Source organism: Paenibacillus xylanivorans (assembly GCF_001280595.1).
GTDB classification, from domain to species: domain Bacteria; phylum Bacillota; class Bacilli; order Paenibacillales; family Paenibacillaceae; genus Paenibacillus; species Paenibacillus xylanivorans.
Map to the genome: position 1 here is coordinate 74,717 of NZ_LITU01000071.1, position 20,791 is coordinate 95,507.

Consider the following 20,791-nt stretch of genomic DNA (forward strand, 5'->3'; position numbering starts at 1 on the left):
AGAGGAGGAACAGTTCCATGTGGAAAAAGGCTATTGAAGATGCATTGAATGTCACCCGGCGTAATATAGATCGATTTGAGGGACGCTTTCCCCATGTTAGTAACGGGGATGAGCATTATGTGCTTAACGATAATACGGAGTGGACGGCAGGATTCTGGTCGGGCATTCTGTGGTTAAGTACGGAGTATACTCAGGACCCGAGGTTTCATGAGGCAGCCGTAAATAGCGTCGATAACTTCCGTCGGCGAATGGATCAGAAAATCATATTTGATCATCATGATATTGGCTTCCTCTATTCGTTGTCTTCCAAGGCACAATGGATTGTGGAGCATGACGCCGCCGCAAAAAAACTCACGCTGGAAGCTGCGGATATGCTGATGAAACGCTGGCGTGAGGATGCTGGACTGATTCAGGCCTGGGGTCGTAAAGGCGATGTGAATAACGGAGGGCGAATTATTATCGATTGCCTGCTCAATCTTCCGCTGCTGTTCTGGGCGTATGAGCAGACCAATAACGAGGAGTATCGCCGCGTTGCCGAGCTGCATGCGCTGAAAAGCCGCCGTTTTCTCGTTCGTGGGGATGACTCAAGCTATCATACCTTTTATTTTGATCAGGCTACCGGAGAGGCTATTCGAGGCGGTACGCATCAAGGCTACCATGACGGCTCTACCTGGACACGCGGACAGGCATGGGGGATATACGGTTTTGCACTGTGCAGCCGCTATCTGCAAAGTGCCGAGATGCTGGAGACAGCGAAGCGTCTCGCTCGTTATTTTATTGCCCATCTTCCGGAGGATGAAGTAGCGTACTGGGATTTTGATGCCCCGCAGACGCCTAATACGAAAAGGGACAGCTCTGCATCGGCCATTGTTGCCTGCGGTCTGTTGGAAATTGCCGGACAGCTTGATGAAGCCGATCCTGAACGGGAGGCTTTTCGGAAAGCAGCGGAATCGTCTATGAAATCCTTAATTAATCATTATTCCACGCAGGGCTCCGATACAGCGGAGGGTCTGCTGAAGCATGGCTCATACTCCGTAAGAGGTGGGGATTCACCTGATGATTACACGATCTGGGGCGATTATTTTTATCTTGAAGCGTTAATGCGTCTTGAAAGAGGTATTCCTGGCTATTGGTACGATCGTCAATAAAGTGATTATGAACAAGTTCCTTGCCGATGAATTAAAATATTTTGACCCAAAAGAAAAAGCAGCGATTCTTCCGTGATGACAGAATCGCTGCTTTTTAATCTTTATATTTGAAAACGTGCTGTTAAATTTGCGTTTTTGGCGCAAGCTCAATGGCAGAACGGATGGCAGCCAGCATGCTTTTGTCATCAGCAATGTTTTTGCCAGCGATGTCAAAGGCTGTACCATGGTCGACGGAAGTGCGGATGATGCCACCTTTGAGACCCACTGTAATGTTCACACCCTCTTCAATGCCCATGACTTTGATCGGTGCATGTCCCTGGTCGTGATAACAAGCAACAACGATATCGAAATCGCCACGGCCAGCGCGGAAGAATAACGTGTCCGCCGGAAGTGGGCCAACGACGTTAATGCCTTCCTTCTGTGCACGCTCGATGCCGGGCTGCAGTTTTTCTTCCTCTTCACCATTACCGAACAGTCCGTTCTCGCCTGCATGCGGGTTAATGCCGCATACTGCCACACGCGGGTTCTCGAAGCCGGCTTTTTTCAATGTATCGTGAGCCAGTTTAACCACGGTGTATGTTCTTTCCGGGTTAATGCTTGCGATGGCGTCAATCAGACCCATATGCGTCGTAAGGTGAATCACTCGCAGATTGGGTGTAGTCAGCATCATGGAGAAGTCCTCGGTATCGGTCAGATCAGCCAAAATCTCGGTGTGACCTGGATACAAGTGCCCACCCATATGCAGGGCTTCCTTGTTCAGAGGCGCCGTGCAGATGGAGTGGATTTGCTGTTTTTTGGCCAGATCAATGGCTTTCGCCAGAAACTGAAATGCTGCATCTCCCGCAACGGCAGATACTTGTCCATATTCCAGATCTGCAGGAATGAGATCCAGATCAATGACGTCCACAGTACCGAATTCATACTTGGCTTCGGATGGCTCATGAATGGCATTTACTTTCAGACTCGATCCGATGACAGGCAGGACACGCTCCAATATTTTCGCGTCGCCAATGACGAGTGGATTGCAATTGTTGTAGACCTCCTGATGGCCCAATGCTTTCATAATGATCTCGGGTCCAATGCCTGCTGCATCGCCCATTGTAATTCCAACGGTTGGTTTCATACGGTAACTCCTCCTTTTAATTTTTCAATCGCATGGATGAAGACGGCGGGCTTGCCGAATCCGCCCGCTTTGGTAATCACGTACAGATCCTCAATTCCAATAAATTTCGATATCGGTACACCAATTTCAAGCTCATCGAGCAGTTCGAAACCGCTGATATTCCACTTCATACAGATTTGTTTAGCCGTATCTCCGCCCGTCATGGATACACCTTTGAAATACCCATTCTCCAATAGCTTGGCACAGATCTCACCTATAGCCCGTACAATTTCATTGCTGACCTCGGTGTGATTAAGCCCTCTGACTTCACCCGTAGCACGTGCCAGTTCAATATCGACCTGTTCCGCGGTTGAATAGAGGACAACGTCATTGCCTTCAACGGCTTTGGCCTTCACTTCTTCATACACACGATTGATTTCTTGCTCACGATCTGCTGAACCCGACACGGCTTTGAAGGAGTGAAAAGCGATTGCTGATACGTTGGTTTTCTGTAGCAATTGTTTGAGCTGCTCACGAGAGTTTTTATTCACACTCCCTACAACGGTAAGGATCGGACCCGGATTTGCCGGAATGGTCATTTCCGCAGACGTGGCTCCCAAGCCGTAATGAGTGGGAAGGTAGTTCGCGATACCTGCTGATCCTGCCCAGGCGAATGTATAATCCAACTTGCTGGTGATACTCAGGATTTGCTCCAGATGCTGCTCATCTGTCGAGTCGACGAGGATATAGGGAATGTCGTTTGCTCTATAGGTTTCCAATAGCGTCTTCATATGATCTGTACCCGCTTCAAGATCACTCACCTTGATTTCGCCCACTTCATACTTGGTCTGGAGCTTGAGCAAATCCGGAAGATAGGAAAGGGTCACAGGTGTCTTCGGATCATTCGCAATCTCGGTATCAGCCAGCGGAACTCCGTTCAGATAATGCGTTCCATTAAGAATGGTGCGATTGTTCTTGGGATAGCCCGGGGCGATCATCATGAAGTCTGGTTTGACCACATCGTATAAAGCGTCGATCTCGATTCCGATGTTTCCGCGCATGGTCGAGTCCATTTTTTTAAAAATGGTGCCAAATCCGTTCCTCAACAGCAGTTCGGCTGCTCGGCTAACCCGCTGATACGCATCCACCGGTGTGATGGAACGGCTATCGGTATCGAAGACGACCGCATCGTAATTACGAATGTTATCTTCATCCATGTTGAAAAGTACGCTTGTCTTTAATCCATGACGGGCAAGCTGCACCCCGCTGTCATTGGCGCCGGTCAAATCATCTGCAATAATGGCTAATTTCATGCAGTCATCCCTCCTTGGAAAGCAAAATTAAATATAAGTCCGGTCAGCTAAGTTTAATGCATTTATGTTGACGGTCTTTGATTGTATTTCTCGACGCCGCCTGATTTCTCCAGCCTTTTGGAAAGGAACCCGATGAATATCGGCAACAGGATGGCAGTCGTCACAACACTCGCAGCAATCTGTACCGTAGCGATCTCGGCAATCGGGGCAAAAGAAGCGTTTGCAGCCACGATGGCAGCAGGCGTACCTACAGCGTTACCGGCTGTGGAACCTTCAGAAGCACCAACGATCGGGTTCCAACCGATGGCTCTGAACAGCAGGAATCCAACGCCGCCAGTGATCAGTACAGTTAGCACACCCAGCAAGATACCGCTGAGTCCGCCTTGAATGATCGACGAGAAGTTAATTCCCATACCCAGTGAAAAGGCGAAGAATGGAACGAGTTTGTCACTGCCTTTATGCAGCCAATCAGCCAAGTTCCGATCCAGATTACCAATAATTACGCCGACGATAAGCGGAAGCAGTACAGCTACAAAGGACATCGGGGAGAACATGCCGTTGGCAAAGCCCATCGCACCGAAAATGGAAAGAGCAACCATGGTGAGAAACGGTCCGTCGCTGAGCGCGAGGAAAGGATAAGCCGCCTTGTCATCTTCTTTGCCGTATTGTCCGGCCAGCGCGATGTACAGTCCACCATTGGAATTCGTCATTGCAGCGATAATGGCAAGCGGTGCCAAACCAAGGAATAAACCATTGGAATCTGCAAAATAGATGGCGATTAAACCTATTATTGCACCAACTGCCCACTTGAACACAAGCAATGTAACGCCTTTACCGACCGAAGAACCGGCCGTCTTGAACGTGATTTGTGTACCAGCAATCAATAGGAACAGGGCGATCAACGTGCTTGAACTGTTTACGAACAGGGCTTCAGTGAAACCCCCGATTCGCAAAGCATTCGGAAAGAATGTGTTAATGGTTGCGCCGAGCAACAGGGGAACAACCATCATCCCGCCAGGAATACGATCTAATGTTGCTTTAATGTTCATAGTAGTGGCTCCTTATGAAGTAATCGTTTTTATAAAGCGTTTGCAGGGATTATGTTATCCCATATTGTTTATTTTAGCAACAATTAATTATTGTAAATTTAAAGTAATTATAAAAGTGTTTAATAATGCAACACATATAGTCGTAAAAAAAGCGTAAACCTAAAGTTACTCTTTAAGTTTACGCCATAACGTGGCACGGTTAATCCCCAAGCGGTCGGCCGCCTTGGATTGATTATTGTTTTCCTCATGTAGAACGAATTGAATAATCTCTTTTTCGATTTCTTTCAGCGTACCACTTAGCTTCATCGTATTCGATGAGGGTTGTTCACCAAGCAGATGTGACAAGGTCTCGGCTGAGATCACGTAGTCCTGCTCATTCAGTGCCGCCTGTTTGATCAGATGCCTCAACTGGTTCACTGTCATATGTGAAATTTGATCTCTGATTAGTTGCAACGCGTCCTCTTTCATTTTGACCGCAACCGTTCCATACTTCTGATAATAATCGCTGAGAAAATGCTGGATTAGTGGAGCAAGATCCTCTTGCCTGTCCACAAGGCTTGGCATAATGATTGTATTAAGCTCAACATCCAGAGTTCTATTTGGATTCAATCCCTGTTCCCCCAGGATGAATACCCCGATCTGCCTCTGTAGACAAGCCTGAATGAATGAGGTCAGTTCCTCTTCCGATGGGCCATTTTCCAAATGATTTATCTCCACGTTGCGGACTTTGGAAAGTGGGATTTTGTGCAAATGACCGGGAGGAACCTGGGCAAGATTGATTTGAAGCATCAGCCCACCGCTGGAGTACATCTGATGGATATGTTTTACCAGAAAAGACTTACCCGAATCCGCTTCGCCTAGCAGATAAATGGGTTCATGGTTCTCGTAAAGGGCCCGGATGTTCTTCAATACCGCCTGCATGGCAGGGGATTCGGCAACGATAGGCTCCATGGATATATCGGTATATGCCGTTATGCCAAATTGTGCAAAAGCATAGGGCTGCCCTTTTTCAAGGGAGTATACTTTATAGCTTTTGTTGCTTAGCGTCGTTTCATAGGCCGTCACCGTAAGTTGGTAATCATCCACGATGAACACATTTTGGACTTGAGACTGGTGGAAATCCAGATTGGTATTAGTAAGATAAATGTGATTATCGGTCAGTGGGTTTTGCTCAAAATCAGTCAAATTCTCGAATACAACTTCGTTCTGATCGTCCAAGATAATGAGATTTGGATGCTCTTGGGTGACCAGGTTGTTCAGAATGATGGATATCGCGTGGTTTTTGCTCAAGTACCGATATACCAACTGTGCATCTTCAAGCGCTCTGAGGATGGATTCCTTACCAGATTGGATCAGTAAGCCTTCCAAACCATATGTTTTGGCCGTATTCACGGTGATGACATCGCCAACAATCTGACGGTACCCCGATGCTTTCAGCTCCAGCAGCAGCCTTGCCACTTCCTCCGAGCTGCGTATGGTATATACCTTTAAAGGCAATTCCATTAGATCGATAATTGACTGTGCACCTGAGGTAATGTTGGCAAAGCCCACGATAGCCGTTTGGCCGTTAAACTGGCTAGCCAGTGTCAACGAACGAATCATGTCATATCCGGACAGCTGCACATCAATGACGGGAATGGTTACGGCTTCCTTGATTAGCTGAGCGGTACCACCGCGACTAATCATAATCTCCGCTCCGTTTCGTTCAGCCTGGGACGCCAATTCGGCGCCTTTCATCAGGTCGCCCACCTCATATTGAATGGCTAACTGGGGAAATAGCGGAATACATTCTTCTATAATAGTAGTCATGGATTCGTAAGGAGCAATAATATGAACTCGTGTACGCATAATTTTCCTGCCTTTTATAAAAATCATTCATGGTTCCTACTGGTACATAAGACCAGAGGGCTTTCCTTATTATAGCCAACTTGCAGAGGAATGGCATCCCTGGCTTCTAGAGGACTCAGGATCGTTTCGGATTTGATGGTAAGGAGGCAGTAAATGAAACCTTCAACCTCATATTCATGTATTATAGTACATATGAACTGATCGAAGGAGGAACGAATGATGGGAATCTTATCGAGGTTTAGGGACGTGATGAAAGCGAATGTGAACCATGTGCTGGCTCGGGCGCAGGATCCGGAGAAGACCGTGAATGAATATATGCGGAGCTTGAGCAGTGATCTGGGTCAGGTGAAGGCAGAGACGGCTGCAGTTCTCTCGGATGAGAGCAGGGCGAAGAGGGCTTTGGACGAATGCACCGCAGAGATAAAGAAATTACAGCGGTATGCAGAGAAATCTGCGGAGTCGGGTGATGAAGACAAGGCACGTGGTTTTCTCGAAAAGAAGGCAGAGCAGGCTGAGAGACTGAATGAATTACAAGCTGCCTATGATCGGGCTTCTGCCAAAGCCAAAATGATGAAGCATATGCATGAGAAGCTGGTTGCGGATATGGGGCAATTGGAATCTCGGCATGCGGAGCTGAAGGGCAGGATGGCGGCTGCCAATGCGCAACAACAGGCCAATGAACGGAACGCCTCCGCTGCCAGTGCGAATGCTGCTTTCAAGGCTATGGAAGACAAAGCGAATCAGGCGCTTAACGAAGCTGAGGCTTTGGCTGAACTCCGTGCTGGGGCACAGGAAGATGATCTGGATGTGCTAATTGCGCAGTTGGAGCAACAAATGAATGCCGAAGCGGGTAATAATGCACAGTTGACGCCGAGTCCAGAGGAAGAGCTGGCAGCAATACAGAAGAAATTGGAAGATAAATAACGATATATAAAATGTCATACATTTCGTTAAACATTGAGGTGAGCAAATGCCGGTAATCGAGTACAAGTGTCCCAACTGCGGGAGTGGAATGCTTTTTGATAGCGCGACTGGAGCGTTATCCTGCCCCAGCTGCGGACGACAAGATAATATCGAACAGATCCCTGATCCGCTGAAGAAACAGGTGTTCACGGAGAATGAGGTCAAGGAGTATCACTGTAACAGCTGCGGCGCGGACATCGTGACTGAGCCGGAGACAAGTGCAACGACATGCAGCTTCTGTGGAGCTGCCGTTGTTCTGAGTGATCGACTGACGGGAGATCTGGCACCGGCCATGGTCCTACCCTTTTCGATCAGTAAGGATGAAGCCAAGCAGGCGTTCAAAAAGTGGTGCAGAAACGGCTTGCTGACACCTAGCGGATTCATGACGGCTGACCGGGTCAAGAGCATTACCGGGATGTACGTGCCCTTCTGGTTATATGAGTTACATAACAAAATCGAAGTTCATGGCCGTGGCACGAAGATCAGAACTTACACGCAGGGTGATTACCATTACACGGAAACGCAGCATTTCGATATTTACCGGAGAATCCGGCTTAATTATGTGAATCTGCCCATTGATGCTTCGGAGAAAATGAAAGATGAACTGATGGATAAGCTGGAGCCTTTTCCGTATAACCAGTTGAAACTTTTCAAAACCCCGTATCTCGCCGGGTACATTGCGGAAAAATACAATTATACTGACGAGGAACTATACCCTCGCGCCAAGGAAAAAACGAGCTCTTATATCGATTCTTATATTGCATCAACAGTTTCGGGTTATAACAGTGTCAGTTACACAGACAAACAGATTGATACTACGTTAAAAAATGCAGACTATGTGCTGCTCCCGGTATGGATGGTTTACTATGACTACAATCGTTCGCAGTATACCTTTGCCATGAATGGCCAGACAGGTAAAGTGGTGGGGAAACCGCCCATTAGTAAAGCTAAAGTTGCCGGATGGTTCGCAGGAATTTCGGCAGTTTCATTGTTGTCATTGAAACTGGTCTCCTGGATGATGGGAGGTGGATTCCTGTGAGAAAAAGAAAACACGTGCTCGCGTTGACGACGTTTATCTTATTCGTGATCTGCCTCGTTGCTCCATTGATTCCAATGTCAGTGGCATCGGCAGCCGACAGCAAAAACCTGATTTACGATGAAGCTAATCTGTTGAATGAGCAGGAGAAAAGTGAACTGAATGCATTGGCGAATGAGTATGGGGCTGAAAGGCAGACGGATTTTGTTATTTATACTTCAAACAATGAGCAGCAGAAGAGTGAAATGTTACTGACCGAGGATTTCTACGACGACCAGGGACTTGGTTACGATAAGGCTCATGGCAATGCAGTTATTTTGACAATTGATATGTATAACCGGAAGATGTATCTTGCTGGTTTTTATAAAGGGAAAGAGTATATCGACAACGGCAGAGCCGATAAAATCACAGCCAAGATTGCACCCGATGTAACGGATGGTAATTATAAACTGGCTTTTGAGAAGTATATCAAGCTGTCCTACGAATATATGGGAATTAGACCGGGAGTAAATCCAGATAATATCCTCTTCAATATTTGGTTCCAACTTGTTGCGTCAGTAGCCATTGGAGGTATTGCTGTTGGGGTAATGGCCTATCGTTCCGGTGGGCGAGTTACAGTCAATCGTGCTACTTATGAGGATTCAAGTACTTCCAGTGTGATCGATCGTCAGGATCGGTATATCCGTACTACCGTAACCAAACGCAAAATTGAGAAGAACAACAATAACGGTGGCGGAGGAGGCGGCGGTGGAGGTACCAGCCGAGGTGGACATTCGCACAGTGGTAGCAGCAGATCTTTCTAAGATACGAAGTAAGACCAAATAGAAGGGATGGGAACGAGTATGGGATTTTTCAAAAATCAATTTTCGAATGTGGTGGAATGGGAAGAGTTCAGAGATGATATGATTTTCTGGAAGTGGAGTAACCGTGAGATCAAGAAAGGAAGTAAACTGATTATCCGTTCGGGACAGGATGCGATCTTCCTGAATAACGGTAAGGTAGAAGGGATTTTCGAGGACGAAGGGTCGTTTAATATCGATTCCGAGATCATTCCGTTTCTGTCTACCTTAAAAGGATTCAAGTTCGGATTTAACAGCGGCATGCGGGTCGAAGTGCTGTTTGTAAATACGAAGGAGTTTACCGTTCGTTGGGGAACTCAGAGTCCGGTACTGATTCCGACCCCACAACTTCCAGGCGGCATGCCGATTCGTGCGAATGGTACGTTTAATTTTAAAGTGAGTGACTATGTCACACTGATCGACAAAATCGCGGGTATTAAGCAAAGTTATTTGGTCGAGGATGTAAAAATCCGGATTACGTCTGTGCTCGATCAGTTGCTGATGAAGTGGATTAGCCGTGAGGGCAAGGACATGTTCAACCTGCAGGCGAATGCTTCGGATATTGCGAAAGGCATTCAGGAAGATCTGGATATGCAAATGATGGATATCGGGATCGGAATCACAGGCTTCCAAGTGATGAGCTTCAATTATCCGCAGGAAATCCAGGATATGATTACGAAGACGGCTTCACATGAAATGATCGGTAATTTGCAAAAGTATCAGCAGGTTAGCATGACTGACGGCATCTCATCCGGTAAAGTTAAGGGCGGCGGCGCTGCTTCGGATATGGCGGGCATGATGATGGGCATGAACATGGCGAATGAAATGATGAAGAACATGAATCAAAATCAAAACAATAATGCTAACCCGTCTCAGAATCAGAATTCGGATCAAAAGCCTACGGCAATTCAAAACAGCGATGCAGGTGCATCTTCTTCGTCCGGGGATAACAAAAAGCCGAACTTCTGTCCGAACTGTGGCGCAAAGAATGAAGGAGCCAATTTCTGTCCAAACTGTGGTCAGAAGTTGGGTTAACATATCTAAATATTAAGAAGGGCTTACTCTAGGGTGCAAACTGTGGAGGAGGCCCTTTTTTTCATTCCAATTTAAATGGGAGAAAACGGTTGACAATCCATCGCAAATCATTTATCTTTAAATTAAGATATTTAATTTGAATATAAATTACACCCAAGACTAACCGTTTACAAATATCTTAAATTCACTTTAGAGGAGAGATCCAGATGATGATCCCAACATTGACCAGAATTAATGAACTTTCAAGAAAAGCCAAAGAGGCAGGATTGACGGAGATTGAGAAAGTGGAACAAATTCGTCTGCGTCAGGAATATCTGCAAACCTTTCGTGGTTTGATCAATGATATTCTGCTGAATGTAACCATCTATGATCCGAACGGCGACGACGTCACTCCGGATAAATTGAAACTTGAACAGGCACAACAAAATAATAACTGACTAAGTTCGGATTAATATCTTAATTTAAAGATAATATAAATGATCATAAATATAAATTAGGCATATCAGGCTATCTGAAAATAACCATTCCGATACAAAAATGTTCGTTAAACCAAGGAGGAAATGATGATGACAATTCAAACAGCAGGTATTCACCATATTACAGCTTTCGCGGGCGATCCGCAGGCTAATGTCGACTTTTATGCTGGAGTTCTGGGACTTCGTCTTGTGAAAAAAACGATCAACTTCGATGCACCAGACGTGTACCATCTGTACTTTGGGGATGAGAACGGCAGTCCGGGCACCATCATTACATTCTTCCCAACAGCCGGATCACCGCGAGGCAAAATTGGTGGCGGTCAGGTCGGTATTACCTCATATGTGATTCCGCCTGGGACTATTGGCTTCTGGCAGGATCGGCTGGAGCAGTATAACATTGAGGTAACCAAAACAAGTCGTTTTAACGAAGAGCTGCTGCAATTCGAAGACAGCGAAGGCTTGCGTCTTGAGCTTGTTGAACGTGAGGAGGGTGCAGCTAGCACCTGGGTGTTTGAAGGCATTCCAGCGGATAAAGCCATCAAAGGATTTGGAGGTGCCGTGTTGTTCAGCGTCAATCCGCAGAGAACGATGGATGCGCTGGATAAAATACTCGGATTTACCAAAGTAGATGAGGACGAGGAATATGTACGATTCCGGTCCTTCGGAGATATCGGTAATGTCGTGGATGTTCCTGTCACCCGCATGCCTTTGGGAGCAGGCGGAGCAGGGACGGTCCACCATATCGCATGGCGTGCCAAAGATTTTGCAGAGCACGAACTGTGGAGAGAAGCTGTGCAACAGTATGGCTATCAACCAACCCCAGTTCGGGACCGTCAATATTTTAACGCAATCTATTTCAGAGAAGCTGGCGGAATCCTGTTCGAAATTGCTACCGATCCTCCTGGATTCGCGAAAGATGAGCCTGCGGAATCGCTTGGACAGAAACTCATGCTGCCCGAATGGTTTGAGCCATACCGTGCCCAAATCGAAGGCAACTTGCAGCCCATCCAGGTAAGAGCGTTAGAGCCTTCGCATTCTATGCTGGCGCGTTAAACGAAAGGTAAGAACAAGGTAATCTTTCTGATATAAATTCAACTAAAGGAGCATTGAAGGATGATGGAGAAAAAGGTTACCTGGCTGGAGCTGTTCTATGATTTGCTCTTTGTAGCAGCGGTCTCCAAAGCCGGTCATGTCCTGCTGCATGCCGAACACGGCGTGATTTCGTTTGAATATCTGATGAAATTTGTATTGATTTTCATTCCTGTCTGGTGGGCATGGGTCGGTCAGACCCTATTTATTAACCGTTATGGTCAGGATATCTTCATCCATCGTGTATTTCTCATCCTTCAGCTCCTGTCCATTTTGGTGATGACGGCGAGCCTTTCGGTTGATTTTGACCAATACTATCTCCCCTTCTTTGCTGGTTATATTGGTTCTAGGGCACTGACAGCCATCCAATATTTTATGATTCATAATTCTAAAAGCGAACATCAGCAAAAGGCTGCCCGTTATCTGGGCTTATGCTTCATCATCGGCATATTGATCTCAACAGGTTCCCTGTTCTTTGATTCGTGGCTGCGATATGCAATTTTGTATGTGGGAATTGCCGTGGATATCATCCTTCCGCTGATTGGACGTAAAAATCTGGTGAAGGTGCCGATACACACCCATCATTTATTGGAACGTTTCGCTCTGTTTACGCTTATCCTGCTCGGCGAATCCGTCGTCAGTATCATTGCCGTGCTGCAAATGGATCACTGGGATGTACAATCTGTTTTGTTCGCCGCGTTTACATCTTTATTCGTGATTGCGATGTGGTGGCAGTATTTTGATAACGTTGAGAAGAAAGTCAGTAAGGAGATCCAGACTGCCGGGCAAGCCATTATCTACGGCCATCTGTTCATCTATATATCCATGAGCATGATTGCCGCTTCCATTCAACTTTTGTACCTGGATAAACTCAATTACGGTTTCATGTTGGCTTTTGTATTCGGGTCGGTTCTGTTGTATTTTATGTCCACTTCCCTGGTGTTCCATCGATACAGACATGCTCATCTGCGGCTCCGTCCGCGTCACTTGGTGCTTATGCTGGGAATAATGGCCGCGTTTGTCCTTGTCGATCTGATCTATCGGGTGCCTAATTATGCAATTGTGGGTGAGAACATGGTATTCTTCCTTGTCTATGCCAAATTAACGACCTGATGCGTAGGTCGAGCTAGATAGAAAAGTCACGAACGGATTCACGTTCGTGACTTTTTGGATTAGATATATGAAAATTATGTCCACAATAAGAAAAACGTTTAACCTGATTTATTTTCTACTGTAGAATCTGTTAATATGAGACTAGATACAAGTGAATCTACCAGATTAACGAATATACATAGCGATTCGTGGGTATGGAGATGACAAACAGGAGGGAAATCATTGAGCACACATCAAATCGGAGTTCCATTGGAAGGGTTTGCAGAGTTTAGCCGCACGGTTGCTGCTGAAGGCGCAGTGCTTTTGAAAAACGAAGGACAGGCTCTTCCGATTCAAAAAGACGAAAACGTTTCAGTGTTTGGACGGATTCAAGTTAACTATTATCGCAGTGGTACAGGCTCAGGCGGCAGCGTTCATGTGGCGTATACAACCAATTTGCTGGACGGTCTGCGTAGCAAGAAGGGACTTACGGTCAATGAAGAATTGGCAGCTGTCTATGAAAAATGGATTGAGGAAAACCCATTTGATGACGGTGGGAAAGTGTGGGCGGCAGAGCCTTGGAATCAGCAAGAAATGCCTTTAACCGATGAATTGGTATCCCAAGCCAGAAGTAAATCCAGCAAAGCGATTGTGGTCATTGGACGTACAGCAGGCGAAGATCAGGATAACGTCGATGCACCGGGCAGCTACCGGTTGACGGAAGATGAGAAAGCGATGCTGAAGGAGGTCACGAATCATTTTGAACAAACGATCGTGGTGCTGAATGTATCAAATATCATGGACATGAGCTGGTTAAATGATGAAAGTTATGTTCATCCGATCCAAAGTGTCATCTACTCGTGGCATGGCGGTATGGAGGGTGGTAATGCGATAGCTGATGTGCTGGCAGGGGACGTTACACCAAGCGGCAAATTAACGGATACGATCGCATATTCTATCGAAGATTATCCATCAACAAGCAATTACGGTAATGAGTTCAAGAACCTATATCAGGAAGATATCTACGTAGGCTACCGTTATTTCGAAACGTTTCGACCTGAAAAAGTACAATTTGAATTTGGATATGGCTTGTCCTATACCACCTTCACAACCAAGGCTGAAGACGCAAAATGGATCTCACAAGATGGAGAAAACAGCATTAAGGTGAATGTAACCGTAACCAATACGGGCAAAACCTATGCCGGTAAAGAAGTGGTGCAGATCTATTATGAAGCCCCACAAGGTCAATTGGGGAAACCTGCGAAAGCTCTGGTGGCATTCGGCAAAACCAATCTGCTTCAGCCGGGTGAGTCTCAGCGTCTGACTGTGAGCTTCCCTGTGGATTCCATGGCTTCCTATGATGATGCTGGCGTTACAGGACATGCATCGGCATATGTACTTGAGGCAGGAAAATATCGTTTGTACGTGGGAACCAGTGTGAAAAATGTGGAACTTGTCAGCATTGATGGCCAAGATGGGTACGTCGTAGAAACGATTCAACTCGTGGAACAGCTCCGGGAGGCAATGGCACCGACTGAAAGCTTTACGAGAATGAAGCCGGGAACTCGCAAAGAAGATGGGTCTTACGAGATGATCTTTGTAGATGTACCGACGCGCCAAGTATCCATGGCTGAACGGATTGAACAATGCCTGCCGCAAACGCTGGAGCAAACCGGCAATCAGGGCTACAAGCTGAGAGATGTGAAGGATGGTAAAGTCAGTTTAGAAGCTTTTATCGCCCAATTGAGTGATCAGGATCTGGCAGCTATCGTGAGAGGCGAAGGTATGAGCAGCCCACTCGTTACATCGGGCACAGCTTCCGCATTTGGCGGCGTGAGTGACAGTCTGTTTAACTTCGGAATTCCTGTCGCATGTACTGCAGATGGCCCATCCGGTATTCGTATGGATAGCGGGGAGAAGGCTACACAAGTTTCTATTGGAACTTTGCTGGCAGCAACATGGAATGCAGAACTCGTCGAAGCGCTGTATGTGATGGAAGGCCAGGAATTGCTGAGAAATCAGGTGGATGCACTGCTCGGGCCTGGATTGAATATTCGCCGGAGTCCGATGAACGGACGTAACTTTGAGTATTTCTCAGAAGATCCGCTGATTTCCGGTGTATTTGCTGCTGCATGTACGAAAGGAATCATGAAGGGTGGCTCCAATGCTACGCTGAAACATTTTGCCTGCAACAATCAGGAGAAACATCGCAGTAAAGTGGATGCCGTAGTATCCGAACGTGCATTGCGTGAGATCTATCTGAAAGGGTTCGAGATTGCCGTGAAAGAAGGCGGTGCGAATTCGATTATGACTTCCTACAATCCGGTTAATGGACATTGGGCGGCTTCCAACTACGATCTGAACACAACCATTCTTCGTGGAGAGTGGGGTTTCCAAGGTATCGTGATGACCGACTGGTGGGCTATTATGAACGACGGTGTTGAAGGTGGACCAGCAGATCGGAAAAACACCAATTGGATGGTTCGCGCTCAAAACGATCTGTACATGGTTGTACCTAACTATGGTGCAGAAATCAACGGCTGGGATGACAACACGATCGAATCTCTGGAAAATGGGACGTTGACACGCGGAGAGCTTCAGCGCTCGGCTATGAATATTTGTGAATTCATCATGAAAGCTCCTGTCTTCTCCAGAAAACATGAGATTGTAGAGAATGTCGCCTCATTCCAAGCCAATGCATCACTTACCACAGAACAGGCGCAAGTGCTGGCTGACAATGCACAGGTCAAACCAGCTGTGGGCGAGCCTGTCTACATGAAAGTGGATGAAGCAGGCCAATACCGGATTATTGTACAGATCATGTCTCCTGAGCCGGAACTGGCTCAAAGTGCATGTAATGTGATTCTCAATGATCAATTGATGACCACCATTCAAACCAATGGTACCGAAAGTAAATGGATCAGACAGAAACTTGTCAAAGTGGACTTGGAAGCAGGCGTATACGAATTGAAGCTGGACTTCACTAAACCGGGTCTGCAGATCGACTGGATCGAATTCAAACAAGTGTAACGCAGGATCGTCTGATCGGTTGTAACTGAACATGACGACTGTTATGATTGTGTTATGAGATCCGGAATTTCTGAACAATCTGGTCAGGAGTGTTGCGAAGGATGAGAAGGTATAATTTTTGGAGCCCCATTCTGCTGATTGCGGTTGCGCTGATTGTCAGAGGCCTGGTTACCAACCTGGGCGTTCTGTTCGGCATGTCGCATGATGCAGCAAGTAATATCGCAATTGTTGCCATGTTGATTGCTGCACTGATTATGTTTAACCGAATGACAAAGGCAAAGCGAAAATAAACGTATAATATATTAGATAAGAATCAAGAGAGAGGCACCCGTAGGGGTGTCTTTTTTGTGTATTGACGTTTCATTCATAACGTCTTAGACTGTTTATGAATAAAACAATAACATTATTATGATAACGAAAATAACAAATGTCCTACTCCAATGGCTAACTCATCATTTTCTGAAAGGAGACCCATTCATGAAGATTATGGCGGCATGGTTTGCAGGCAAGCATGAAAAGGCAATTGATGTGGCGATCAGGGTGTTGGGACGGCAGGAGGGGTCACGGACCGTTCCACTGAGATTGGACAGATGAACATAATTAAGGACCGCTGGAGATGCTGTGCTCTGTCGGTCCTTTATGGCATTTGTCGGAAAGAGGACAGAGAACCGGCATGAGAGGAGAAGAATCCAGTGAATACCACCGATTGGGTGAAGGCAGCGGCGCAGGTCGTGCCATCAGAACGTCAGCTGAAATGGCAGGAGATGGAGTTCTACGCATTTATTCATTTTACCATGAATACGTTTACAGATCAGGAGTGGGGAACGGGGAATGAAGACCCCGCTATTTTCAACCCTTCTCATCTGAGTGCCCGGCAATGGGTTCAGGCGTGCAAGTCCGCCGGTATGACAGGATTAATTCTCACATGCAAGCACCACGACGGGTTTTGTTTATGGCCAAGCCAGTACACGGGTCATACAGTAGCCGCAAGCCCTTGGCGAAATGGTGCGGGTGATCTGGTGAAAGAGGTTGCCGATGCCTGCCGGGATGGCGGGTTGAAGTTTGGTATCTATCTGTCTCCATGGGATCGTCATGAAGCATCCTATGGAGATTCGGAGCGATACAATGAGTTTTTCAAAAATCAGTTGCGTGAGCTGTTAACCCAATATGGTGAAATTTTCTGCGTGTGGTTCGACGGAGCATGCGGAGAAGGGCCGAATGGGAAAAGGCAGGTCTACGATTGGGATTCCTATTATGCACTGATTCGGGAGCTGCAGCCAGAGGCTGTAATCTCGGTATGTGGGCCGGATGTTCGCTGGTGCGGCAATGAGGCAGGTCATACCCGAGCTTCGGAATGGAGCGTTGTACCTGCCTACTTGCAGGATAACGAGAAGATCCAAGAGCAATCACAGCAAGTGGATGATGGCGAGTTTGCCAGCAGAATTAATACACAGGATGCGGATTTGGGGAGTCGGGAGGTGATCCGGCAACATGAGGGCAAGCTCATCTGGTATCCAGCAGAAGTGAATACGTCCATCCGTCCGGGTTGGTTCTATCATGCAAGCGAGGACGATCAAGTCAAATCGCTGGAGGAACTGCTTGGCATTTATGATGGAGCGGTTGGGGGCAATGCCAATTTTCTACTTAACCTTCCTCCAGATCGACGCGGGCATATTCACGAACAGGATGCTGAGCGGCTGCAACAGCTCGGAGACATTTTGCATGGTACTTATCGGCAGAGTTTGGCTGTGGGAGCGAAGATTCAGGCATCGGAGACCATGGATGAAGAACATACGGCTACCCAGATATTGCGTGATGAATTGGATACGTTCTGGTGCCCATCTGAAGGAACTGAACTGGCTTGGCTAGAGGTGGAACTGCCCGAGGAAAAGCTGTTCGATCGAATGGTTCTCATGGAGCATATCCGTTCAGGTCAACGAATTGAGCGCTTTACGCTGGAGGCAAAGGGAGAGCGTGGTGATTGGCAGGAGCTGTATTGCGGCACGGTAGTTGGTCACAAACGAATCTGTCGTTTCGATTCCTTTACCGCCAAAACCATTCGTCTGACCATTCATGAATCCAGATGGTATCCAACATTGTCCTGGCTGGGTGTATATCTGAGCAAACAAGAGGTGCATGAAGCTGGCGATTGAGCCGTAATATTTGTAGATAAGCAGATTTTGGATTCATCCCTTGGAAAATAGAGTAGCAAACGATTATTGGTAATTGTATGATCTTATGGAAAAAGGTATAGGTAAGGTAGAGCCACACACCAGCAGGAGAGGATGAGAGGATATGAAAGTAGGACTCAGCACATACAGTCTGCAACAGGCACTGGATGCCAAAGAACTGACTGTACCCGACGCCATCCGTTACATCGCCGATCAAGGCGGAGAACATGTGGAGATTGTTCCGATAGGGTACAGTCTGATCGACCAGCCGGAATTAATTGAACAGATTCGAGAGACTGCACAAGAAGTGGGAATCGATATTTCCAATTACGCAATTGGTGCCAACTTTGTTTCAGGAGAAGGCCCGGATGCACTTGAAAATGAAATTGCTGCTGTCATGAAGCATGTGGATGTCGCTGCCGCACTTGGCGTTACGAGAATGCGCCATGATGTTGCATTTCGTCCTGCACAGGAAGGGACGGTCGCCCAGTTTGAGGCCGATCTGCCTGTTTTGGTGAAGGCCTGTCAGCGAATTGCCGACTACGCAGCGAGTCACGGTATTACGACAAGTGTGGAGAATCACGGTTACTATGTGCAGTCCAGTGAGCGAGTCCGGCGGCTGGTGCATGAGACGGCGCGAGAAAACTTCAAGACAACACTGGATATCGGCAACTTTCTGTGTGTGGATGAAGACCCGGTTAGCGCTGTGAAAAATAACATTCCTTATGCATCCATGGTGCACGCCAAAGATTTCTATCGGAGACCCTCTTACCGTAATCCCGGGGAGGGCTGGTTCCAGACCTCACACGGCAATTACCTGCGCGGAGCAATTGTGGGCCATGGGGATATCGATATGCCGGAAGTATTCCGTGTGTTGAAGCAATCCGGTTATGACGGATATATCTCTGTTGAATTCGAAGGCATGGAAAATTGCAAAACAGCATCCCGAATCGCAATGGATAACGTCCGCCGTTTCTGGGAGGAAGCATAAGCAGCTACTGCACTACTATATAAGTGGAATATAAGCTTTGGTGAATCTCGAAATTAGTTTTTTATAAGTCGAATAGTAGTGGAAGGGACGAAATCGATTCTGAAGAAGCGAAGCGTGCGCCTAAAAGCTTTCGTGAGAAAGCTACATCGGAAGCATAAGCTTATCACCGAATTTCCACCTTTTAAAGGGATGATAAGAAATTTGGGGATAAGAGCGATCGGAAGAACGATTCGTAACTGGAACGGCTACTTCGTAGAACGCTATATTACTTTTTAGAAGCGATGAATCAACTGATATGACCATCATTCACCAGATTATGGAGGGGAAAATCCATGTCCAAACTTAAAATTGCCGTTATCGGTGCAGGATCAATATCCGATTTTCATTTACAAGCGTATGACAGTAATCCCGAAGTTGAAATTTACGCCATATGTGACCTGAATGAAGCTCGTGCCCAGGAAGCGGCGAAAAAATATAACGCTACCCATGTATTCACGGACTATAAGGAACTCCTGGCATTGCCCGAAATTCATTCGGTAAGCATCTGTACCTGGAATGACACACATGCCGAGATCAGCATTGCTGCGCTGGATGCGGGGAAAAACGTACTTTGCGAAAAGCCGCTCTGTCAGACGGTAGAAGATGCGTTAGAGGTGGAGAAGGCCGTTCACCGTAGTGGAAAGCTGCTTCAGGTTGGCTTTGTACGCCGTTATAGCGACAATGCGCAGATCCTGAAGAAGTTCATTGATGAAGGCGAGCTGGGAGAGATCTATTACGCCAAAGCATCTTGTCTGCGGCGTCTGGGCAATCCGGGCGGCTGGTTTGCAGATGTTGATCGTTCTGGTGGCGGCCCGTTGATCGATATTGGCGTACACATTATTGATATCTCCTGGTACCTGATGGGCAAACCGAAGGTGAAAACCGTCTCCGCGAATGTCTCCAATCGATTGGGTAACCGTGCCAATATCCGTAATCTGTCGTTCTACCAGGCGGCGGACTATGATGCGAATAAAAACACCGTGGAGGATATGGCCAATGCGTTAATTCGTTTCGAGAACGGGGCGAGCCTACTGGTGGATGTAAGCTTCACGCTGCACGCGAAACAGGATGAAACTTCGGTTAGATTGTATGGCGACAAGGGTGGGGCTGAGCTGGAACCGGAAATTTCACTGATTGGCGAGAAATTCGATACCATCTTGAATATGACGCCACAGGTGGATTTTAAATCCCTTGATTTCGCAGGTTCTTTCCGTAATGAAGTCAATCATTTTATCGACAGTACCCAAGGGCGCAAAGAGACGCTTAGTCCTGTTGAGGATGGCGTTGAAATCATGAAAATCCTTTGTGCTATCTACGAGTCCGCACGTGAAGGGCGCGAAATTTCACTTTAAAAAGGTGTATTGCAATCTGAAGATGGCACCGCAATCGAAATGACTGGACTTAATACGTCTTTATAAGTTGAACTGAACGTTTAAGCCAAAACGGAGAGTGCAGAACCAATCTGAAGAAGCGGAGCTAAAAGCTTTCTGAAAGAAAGCTACTTCGTAAGCATAATCTCGCCTTTATCCCCGGATTTCCGACCATTTATAAAGTGAAATCAAAGAAATCC

18 protein-coding genes are annotated in these 20,791 nt (G+C 46.8%); 14 read left to right on the forward strand and 4 right to left on the reverse strand.

What is annotated here, in order from left to right; all coding sequences use genetic code 11:
* Positions 1-17 precede the first annotated feature (17 nt).
* Complete coding sequence (locus AMS66_RS22770) at positions 18-1,148, forward strand: glycoside hydrolase family 88 protein (protein WP_053782976.1); 1,131 nt, start codon at positions 18-20, stop codon at positions 1,146-1,148.
* 121 nt (positions 1,149-1,269) lie between these two features.
* On the opposite strand, the gene pdxA is transcribed toward AMS66_RS22770, so the two are convergent.
* The 4 genes from pdxA to AMS66_RS22790 form a co-directional block, all read right to left on the reverse strand.
* A complete protein-coding gene (pdxA, locus tag AMS66_RS22775; protein WP_053782977.1) occupies positions 1,270-2,271 on the reverse strand; it encodes a 4-hydroxythreonine-4-phosphate dehydrogenase PdxA in 1,002 nt (333 codons plus the stop codon).
* Positions 2,268-3,563 (reverse strand): four-carbon acid sugar kinase family protein, encoded by a 1,296-nt coding sequence (locus AMS66_RS22780; protein ID WP_053782978.1) that lies wholly within the window; start codon positions 3,561-3,563, stop codon positions 2,268-2,270. The genes pdxA and AMS66_RS22780 overlap by 4 nt, the downstream gene beginning before the upstream one ends.
* A gap of 62 nt (positions 3,564-3,625) precedes the next feature.
* Complete coding sequence (locus AMS66_RS22785; RefSeq protein ID WP_053782979.1) at positions 3,626-4,612, reverse strand: 2-keto-3-deoxygluconate permease; 987 nt, start codon at positions 4,610-4,612, stop codon at positions 3,626-3,628.
* A 165-nt stretch (positions 4,613-4,777) separates the two neighbouring features.
* The gene (locus AMS66_RS22790) at positions 4,778-6,460 is read right to left on the reverse strand and encodes a sigma-54-dependent transcriptional regulator (RefSeq protein WP_053783023.1); all 1,683 of its coding nucleotides are present in this window, start codon (positions 6,458-6,460) and stop codon (positions 4,778-4,780) included.
* A gap of 219 nt (positions 6,461-6,679) precedes the next feature.
* On the opposite strand from AMS66_RS22790, the gene AMS66_RS22795 reads away from it, so the two are divergent.
* The 13 genes from AMS66_RS22795 to AMS66_RS22850 all read left to right on the forward strand — a co-directional run bounded on the left by AMS66_RS22795 (position 6,680) and on the right by AMS66_RS22850 (position 20,573).
* Positions 6,680-7,384, forward strand: a complete 705-nt coding sequence (locus AMS66_RS22795) for a PspA/IM30 family protein (RefSeq protein WP_181014155.1) — start codon at positions 6,680-6,682, stop codon at positions 7,382-7,384.
* 46 nt (positions 7,385-7,430) lie between these two features.
* Positions 7,431-8,462 carry a TFIIB-type zinc ribbon-containing protein gene (locus AMS66_RS22800; RefSeq protein ID WP_053782981.1) on the forward strand — a complete coding sequence of 344 codons (1,032 nt, stop codon included), beginning with the start codon at positions 7,431-7,433 and terminating at the stop codon, positions 8,460-8,462.
* Positions 8,459-9,262, forward strand: coding sequence for a TPM domain-containing protein (locus AMS66_RS22805; RefSeq protein ID WP_053782982.1), 804 nt, complete (start codon positions 8,459-8,461; stop codon positions 9,260-9,262). Before AMS66_RS22800 ends, AMS66_RS22805 begins: the two co-directional genes overlap by 4 nt.
* Positions 9,263-9,301: 39 nt before the next feature.
* The gene (locus AMS66_RS22810; RefSeq protein WP_053782983.1) at positions 9,302-10,333 is read left to right on the forward strand and encodes an SPFH domain-containing protein; all 1,032 of its coding nucleotides are present in this window, start codon (positions 9,302-9,304) and stop codon (positions 10,331-10,333) included.
* 209 nt (positions 10,334-10,542) lie between these two features.
* Complete coding sequence (locus AMS66_RS22815) at positions 10,543-10,770, forward strand: DUF896 domain-containing protein (protein ID WP_053783024.1); 228 nt, start codon at positions 10,543-10,545, stop codon at positions 10,768-10,770.
* Between the two features lie 129 nt (positions 10,771-10,899).
* Positions 10,900-11,862 carry a ring-cleaving dioxygenase gene (locus AMS66_RS22820; RefSeq protein ID WP_053782984.1) on the forward strand — a complete coding sequence of 321 codons (963 nt, stop codon included), beginning with the start codon at positions 10,900-10,902 and terminating at the stop codon, positions 11,860-11,862.
* Positions 11,863-11,922: 60 nt separating this feature from the next.
* The gene (locus tag AMS66_RS22825; RefSeq protein ID WP_053782985.1) at positions 11,923-13,011 is read left to right on the forward strand and encodes a low temperature requirement protein A; all 1,089 of its coding nucleotides are present in this window, start codon (positions 11,923-11,925) and stop codon (positions 13,009-13,011) included.
* 222 nt (positions 13,012-13,233) lie between these two features.
* Positions 13,234-16,020, forward strand: coding sequence for a glycoside hydrolase family 3 C-terminal domain-containing protein (locus tag AMS66_RS22830; RefSeq protein WP_053782986.1), 2,787 nt, complete (start codon positions 13,234-13,236; stop codon positions 16,018-16,020).
* A gap of 101 nt (positions 16,021-16,121) precedes the next feature.
* Positions 16,122-16,310 carry a hypothetical protein gene (locus AMS66_RS22835; protein ID WP_024629467.1) on the forward strand — a complete coding sequence of 63 codons (189 nt, stop codon included), beginning with the start codon at positions 16,122-16,124 and terminating at the stop codon, positions 16,308-16,310.
* 187 nt (positions 16,311-16,497) lie between these two features.
* Positions 16,498-16,614, forward strand: coding sequence for an exo-alpha-sialidase (locus AMS66_RS34085; protein ID WP_236703580.1), 117 nt, complete (start codon positions 16,498-16,500; stop codon positions 16,612-16,614).
* Positions 16,615-16,712: 98 nt separating this feature from the next.
* Positions 16,713-18,173: an alpha-L-fucosidase gene (locus AMS66_RS22840; protein ID WP_053782987.1), complete on the forward strand. Its 1,461-nt coding sequence runs from the start codon at positions 16,713-16,715 to the stop codon at positions 18,171-18,173.
* Positions 18,174-18,315: 142 nt separating this feature from the next.
* Entirely contained in the window at positions 18,316-19,182 is an 867-nt protein-coding gene (locus tag AMS66_RS22845; protein ID WP_053782988.1) for a sugar phosphate isomerase/epimerase family protein, read from the forward strand.
* 332 nt (positions 19,183-19,514) lie between these two features.
* Entirely contained in the window at positions 19,515-20,573 is a 1,059-nt protein-coding gene (locus AMS66_RS22850; RefSeq protein WP_053782989.1) for a Gfo/Idh/MocA family protein, read from the forward strand.
* The last annotated feature ends 218 nt before the right edge of the window (positions 20,574-20,791 follow it).

What these genes read in the sequence shown, in the direction of transcription:
- AMS66_RS22770 (WP_053782976.1), top strand. Translation starts at nt 18, where the DNA reads ATGTGGAAAAAGGCTATTGAAGATGCATTGAATGTCACCCGGCGTAAT.
- pdxA (WP_053782977.1), bottom strand. Translation starts at nt 2,271, where the DNA reads ATGAAACCAACCGTTGGAATTACAATGGGCGATGCAGCAGGCATTGGA.
- AMS66_RS22780 (WP_053782978.1), bottom strand. Translation starts at nt 3,563, where the DNA reads ATGAAATTAGCCATTATTGCAGATGATTTGACCGGCGCCAATGACAGC.
- AMS66_RS22785 (WP_053782979.1), bottom strand. Translation starts at nt 4,612, where the DNA reads ATGAACATTAAAGCAACATTAGATCGTATTCCTGGCGGGATGATGGTT.
- AMS66_RS22790 (WP_053783023.1), bottom strand. Translation starts at nt 6,460, where the DNA reads ATGCGTACACGAGTTCATATTATTGCTCCTTACGAATCCATGACTACT.
- AMS66_RS22795 (WP_181014155.1), top strand. Translation starts at nt 6,680, where the DNA reads ATGGGAATCTTATCGAGGTTTAGGGACGTGATGAAAGCGAATGTGAAC.
- AMS66_RS22800 (WP_053782981.1), top strand. Translation starts at nt 7,431, where the DNA reads ATGCCGGTAATCGAGTACAAGTGTCCCAACTGCGGGAGTGGAATGCTT.
- AMS66_RS22810 (WP_053782983.1), top strand. Translation starts at nt 9,302, where the DNA reads ATGGGATTTTTCAAAAATCAATTTTCGAATGTGGTGGAATGGGAAGAG.
- AMS66_RS22815 (WP_053783024.1), top strand. Translation starts at nt 10,543, where the DNA reads ATGATCCCAACATTGACCAGAATTAATGAACTTTCAAGAAAAGCCAAA.
- AMS66_RS22820 (WP_053782984.1), top strand. Translation starts at nt 10,900, where the DNA reads ATGACAATTCAAACAGCAGGTATTCACCATATTACAGCTTTCGCGGGC.
- AMS66_RS22825 (WP_053782985.1), top strand. Translation starts at nt 11,923, where the DNA reads ATGATGGAGAAAAAGGTTACCTGGCTGGAGCTGTTCTATGATTTGCTC.
- AMS66_RS22835 (WP_024629467.1), top strand. Translation starts at nt 16,122, where the DNA reads ATGAGAAGGTATAATTTTTGGAGCCCCATTCTGCTGATTGCGGTTGCG.
- AMS66_RS34085 (WP_236703580.1), top strand. Translation starts at nt 16,498, where the DNA reads ATGAAGATTATGGCGGCATGGTTTGCAGGCAAGCATGAAAAGGCAATT.
- AMS66_RS22845 (WP_053782988.1), top strand. Translation starts at nt 18,316, where the DNA reads ATGAAAGTAGGACTCAGCACATACAGTCTGCAACAGGCACTGGATGCC.
- AMS66_RS22850 (WP_053782989.1), top strand. Translation starts at nt 19,515, where the DNA reads ATGTCCAAACTTAAAATTGCCGTTATCGGTGCAGGATCAATATCCGAT.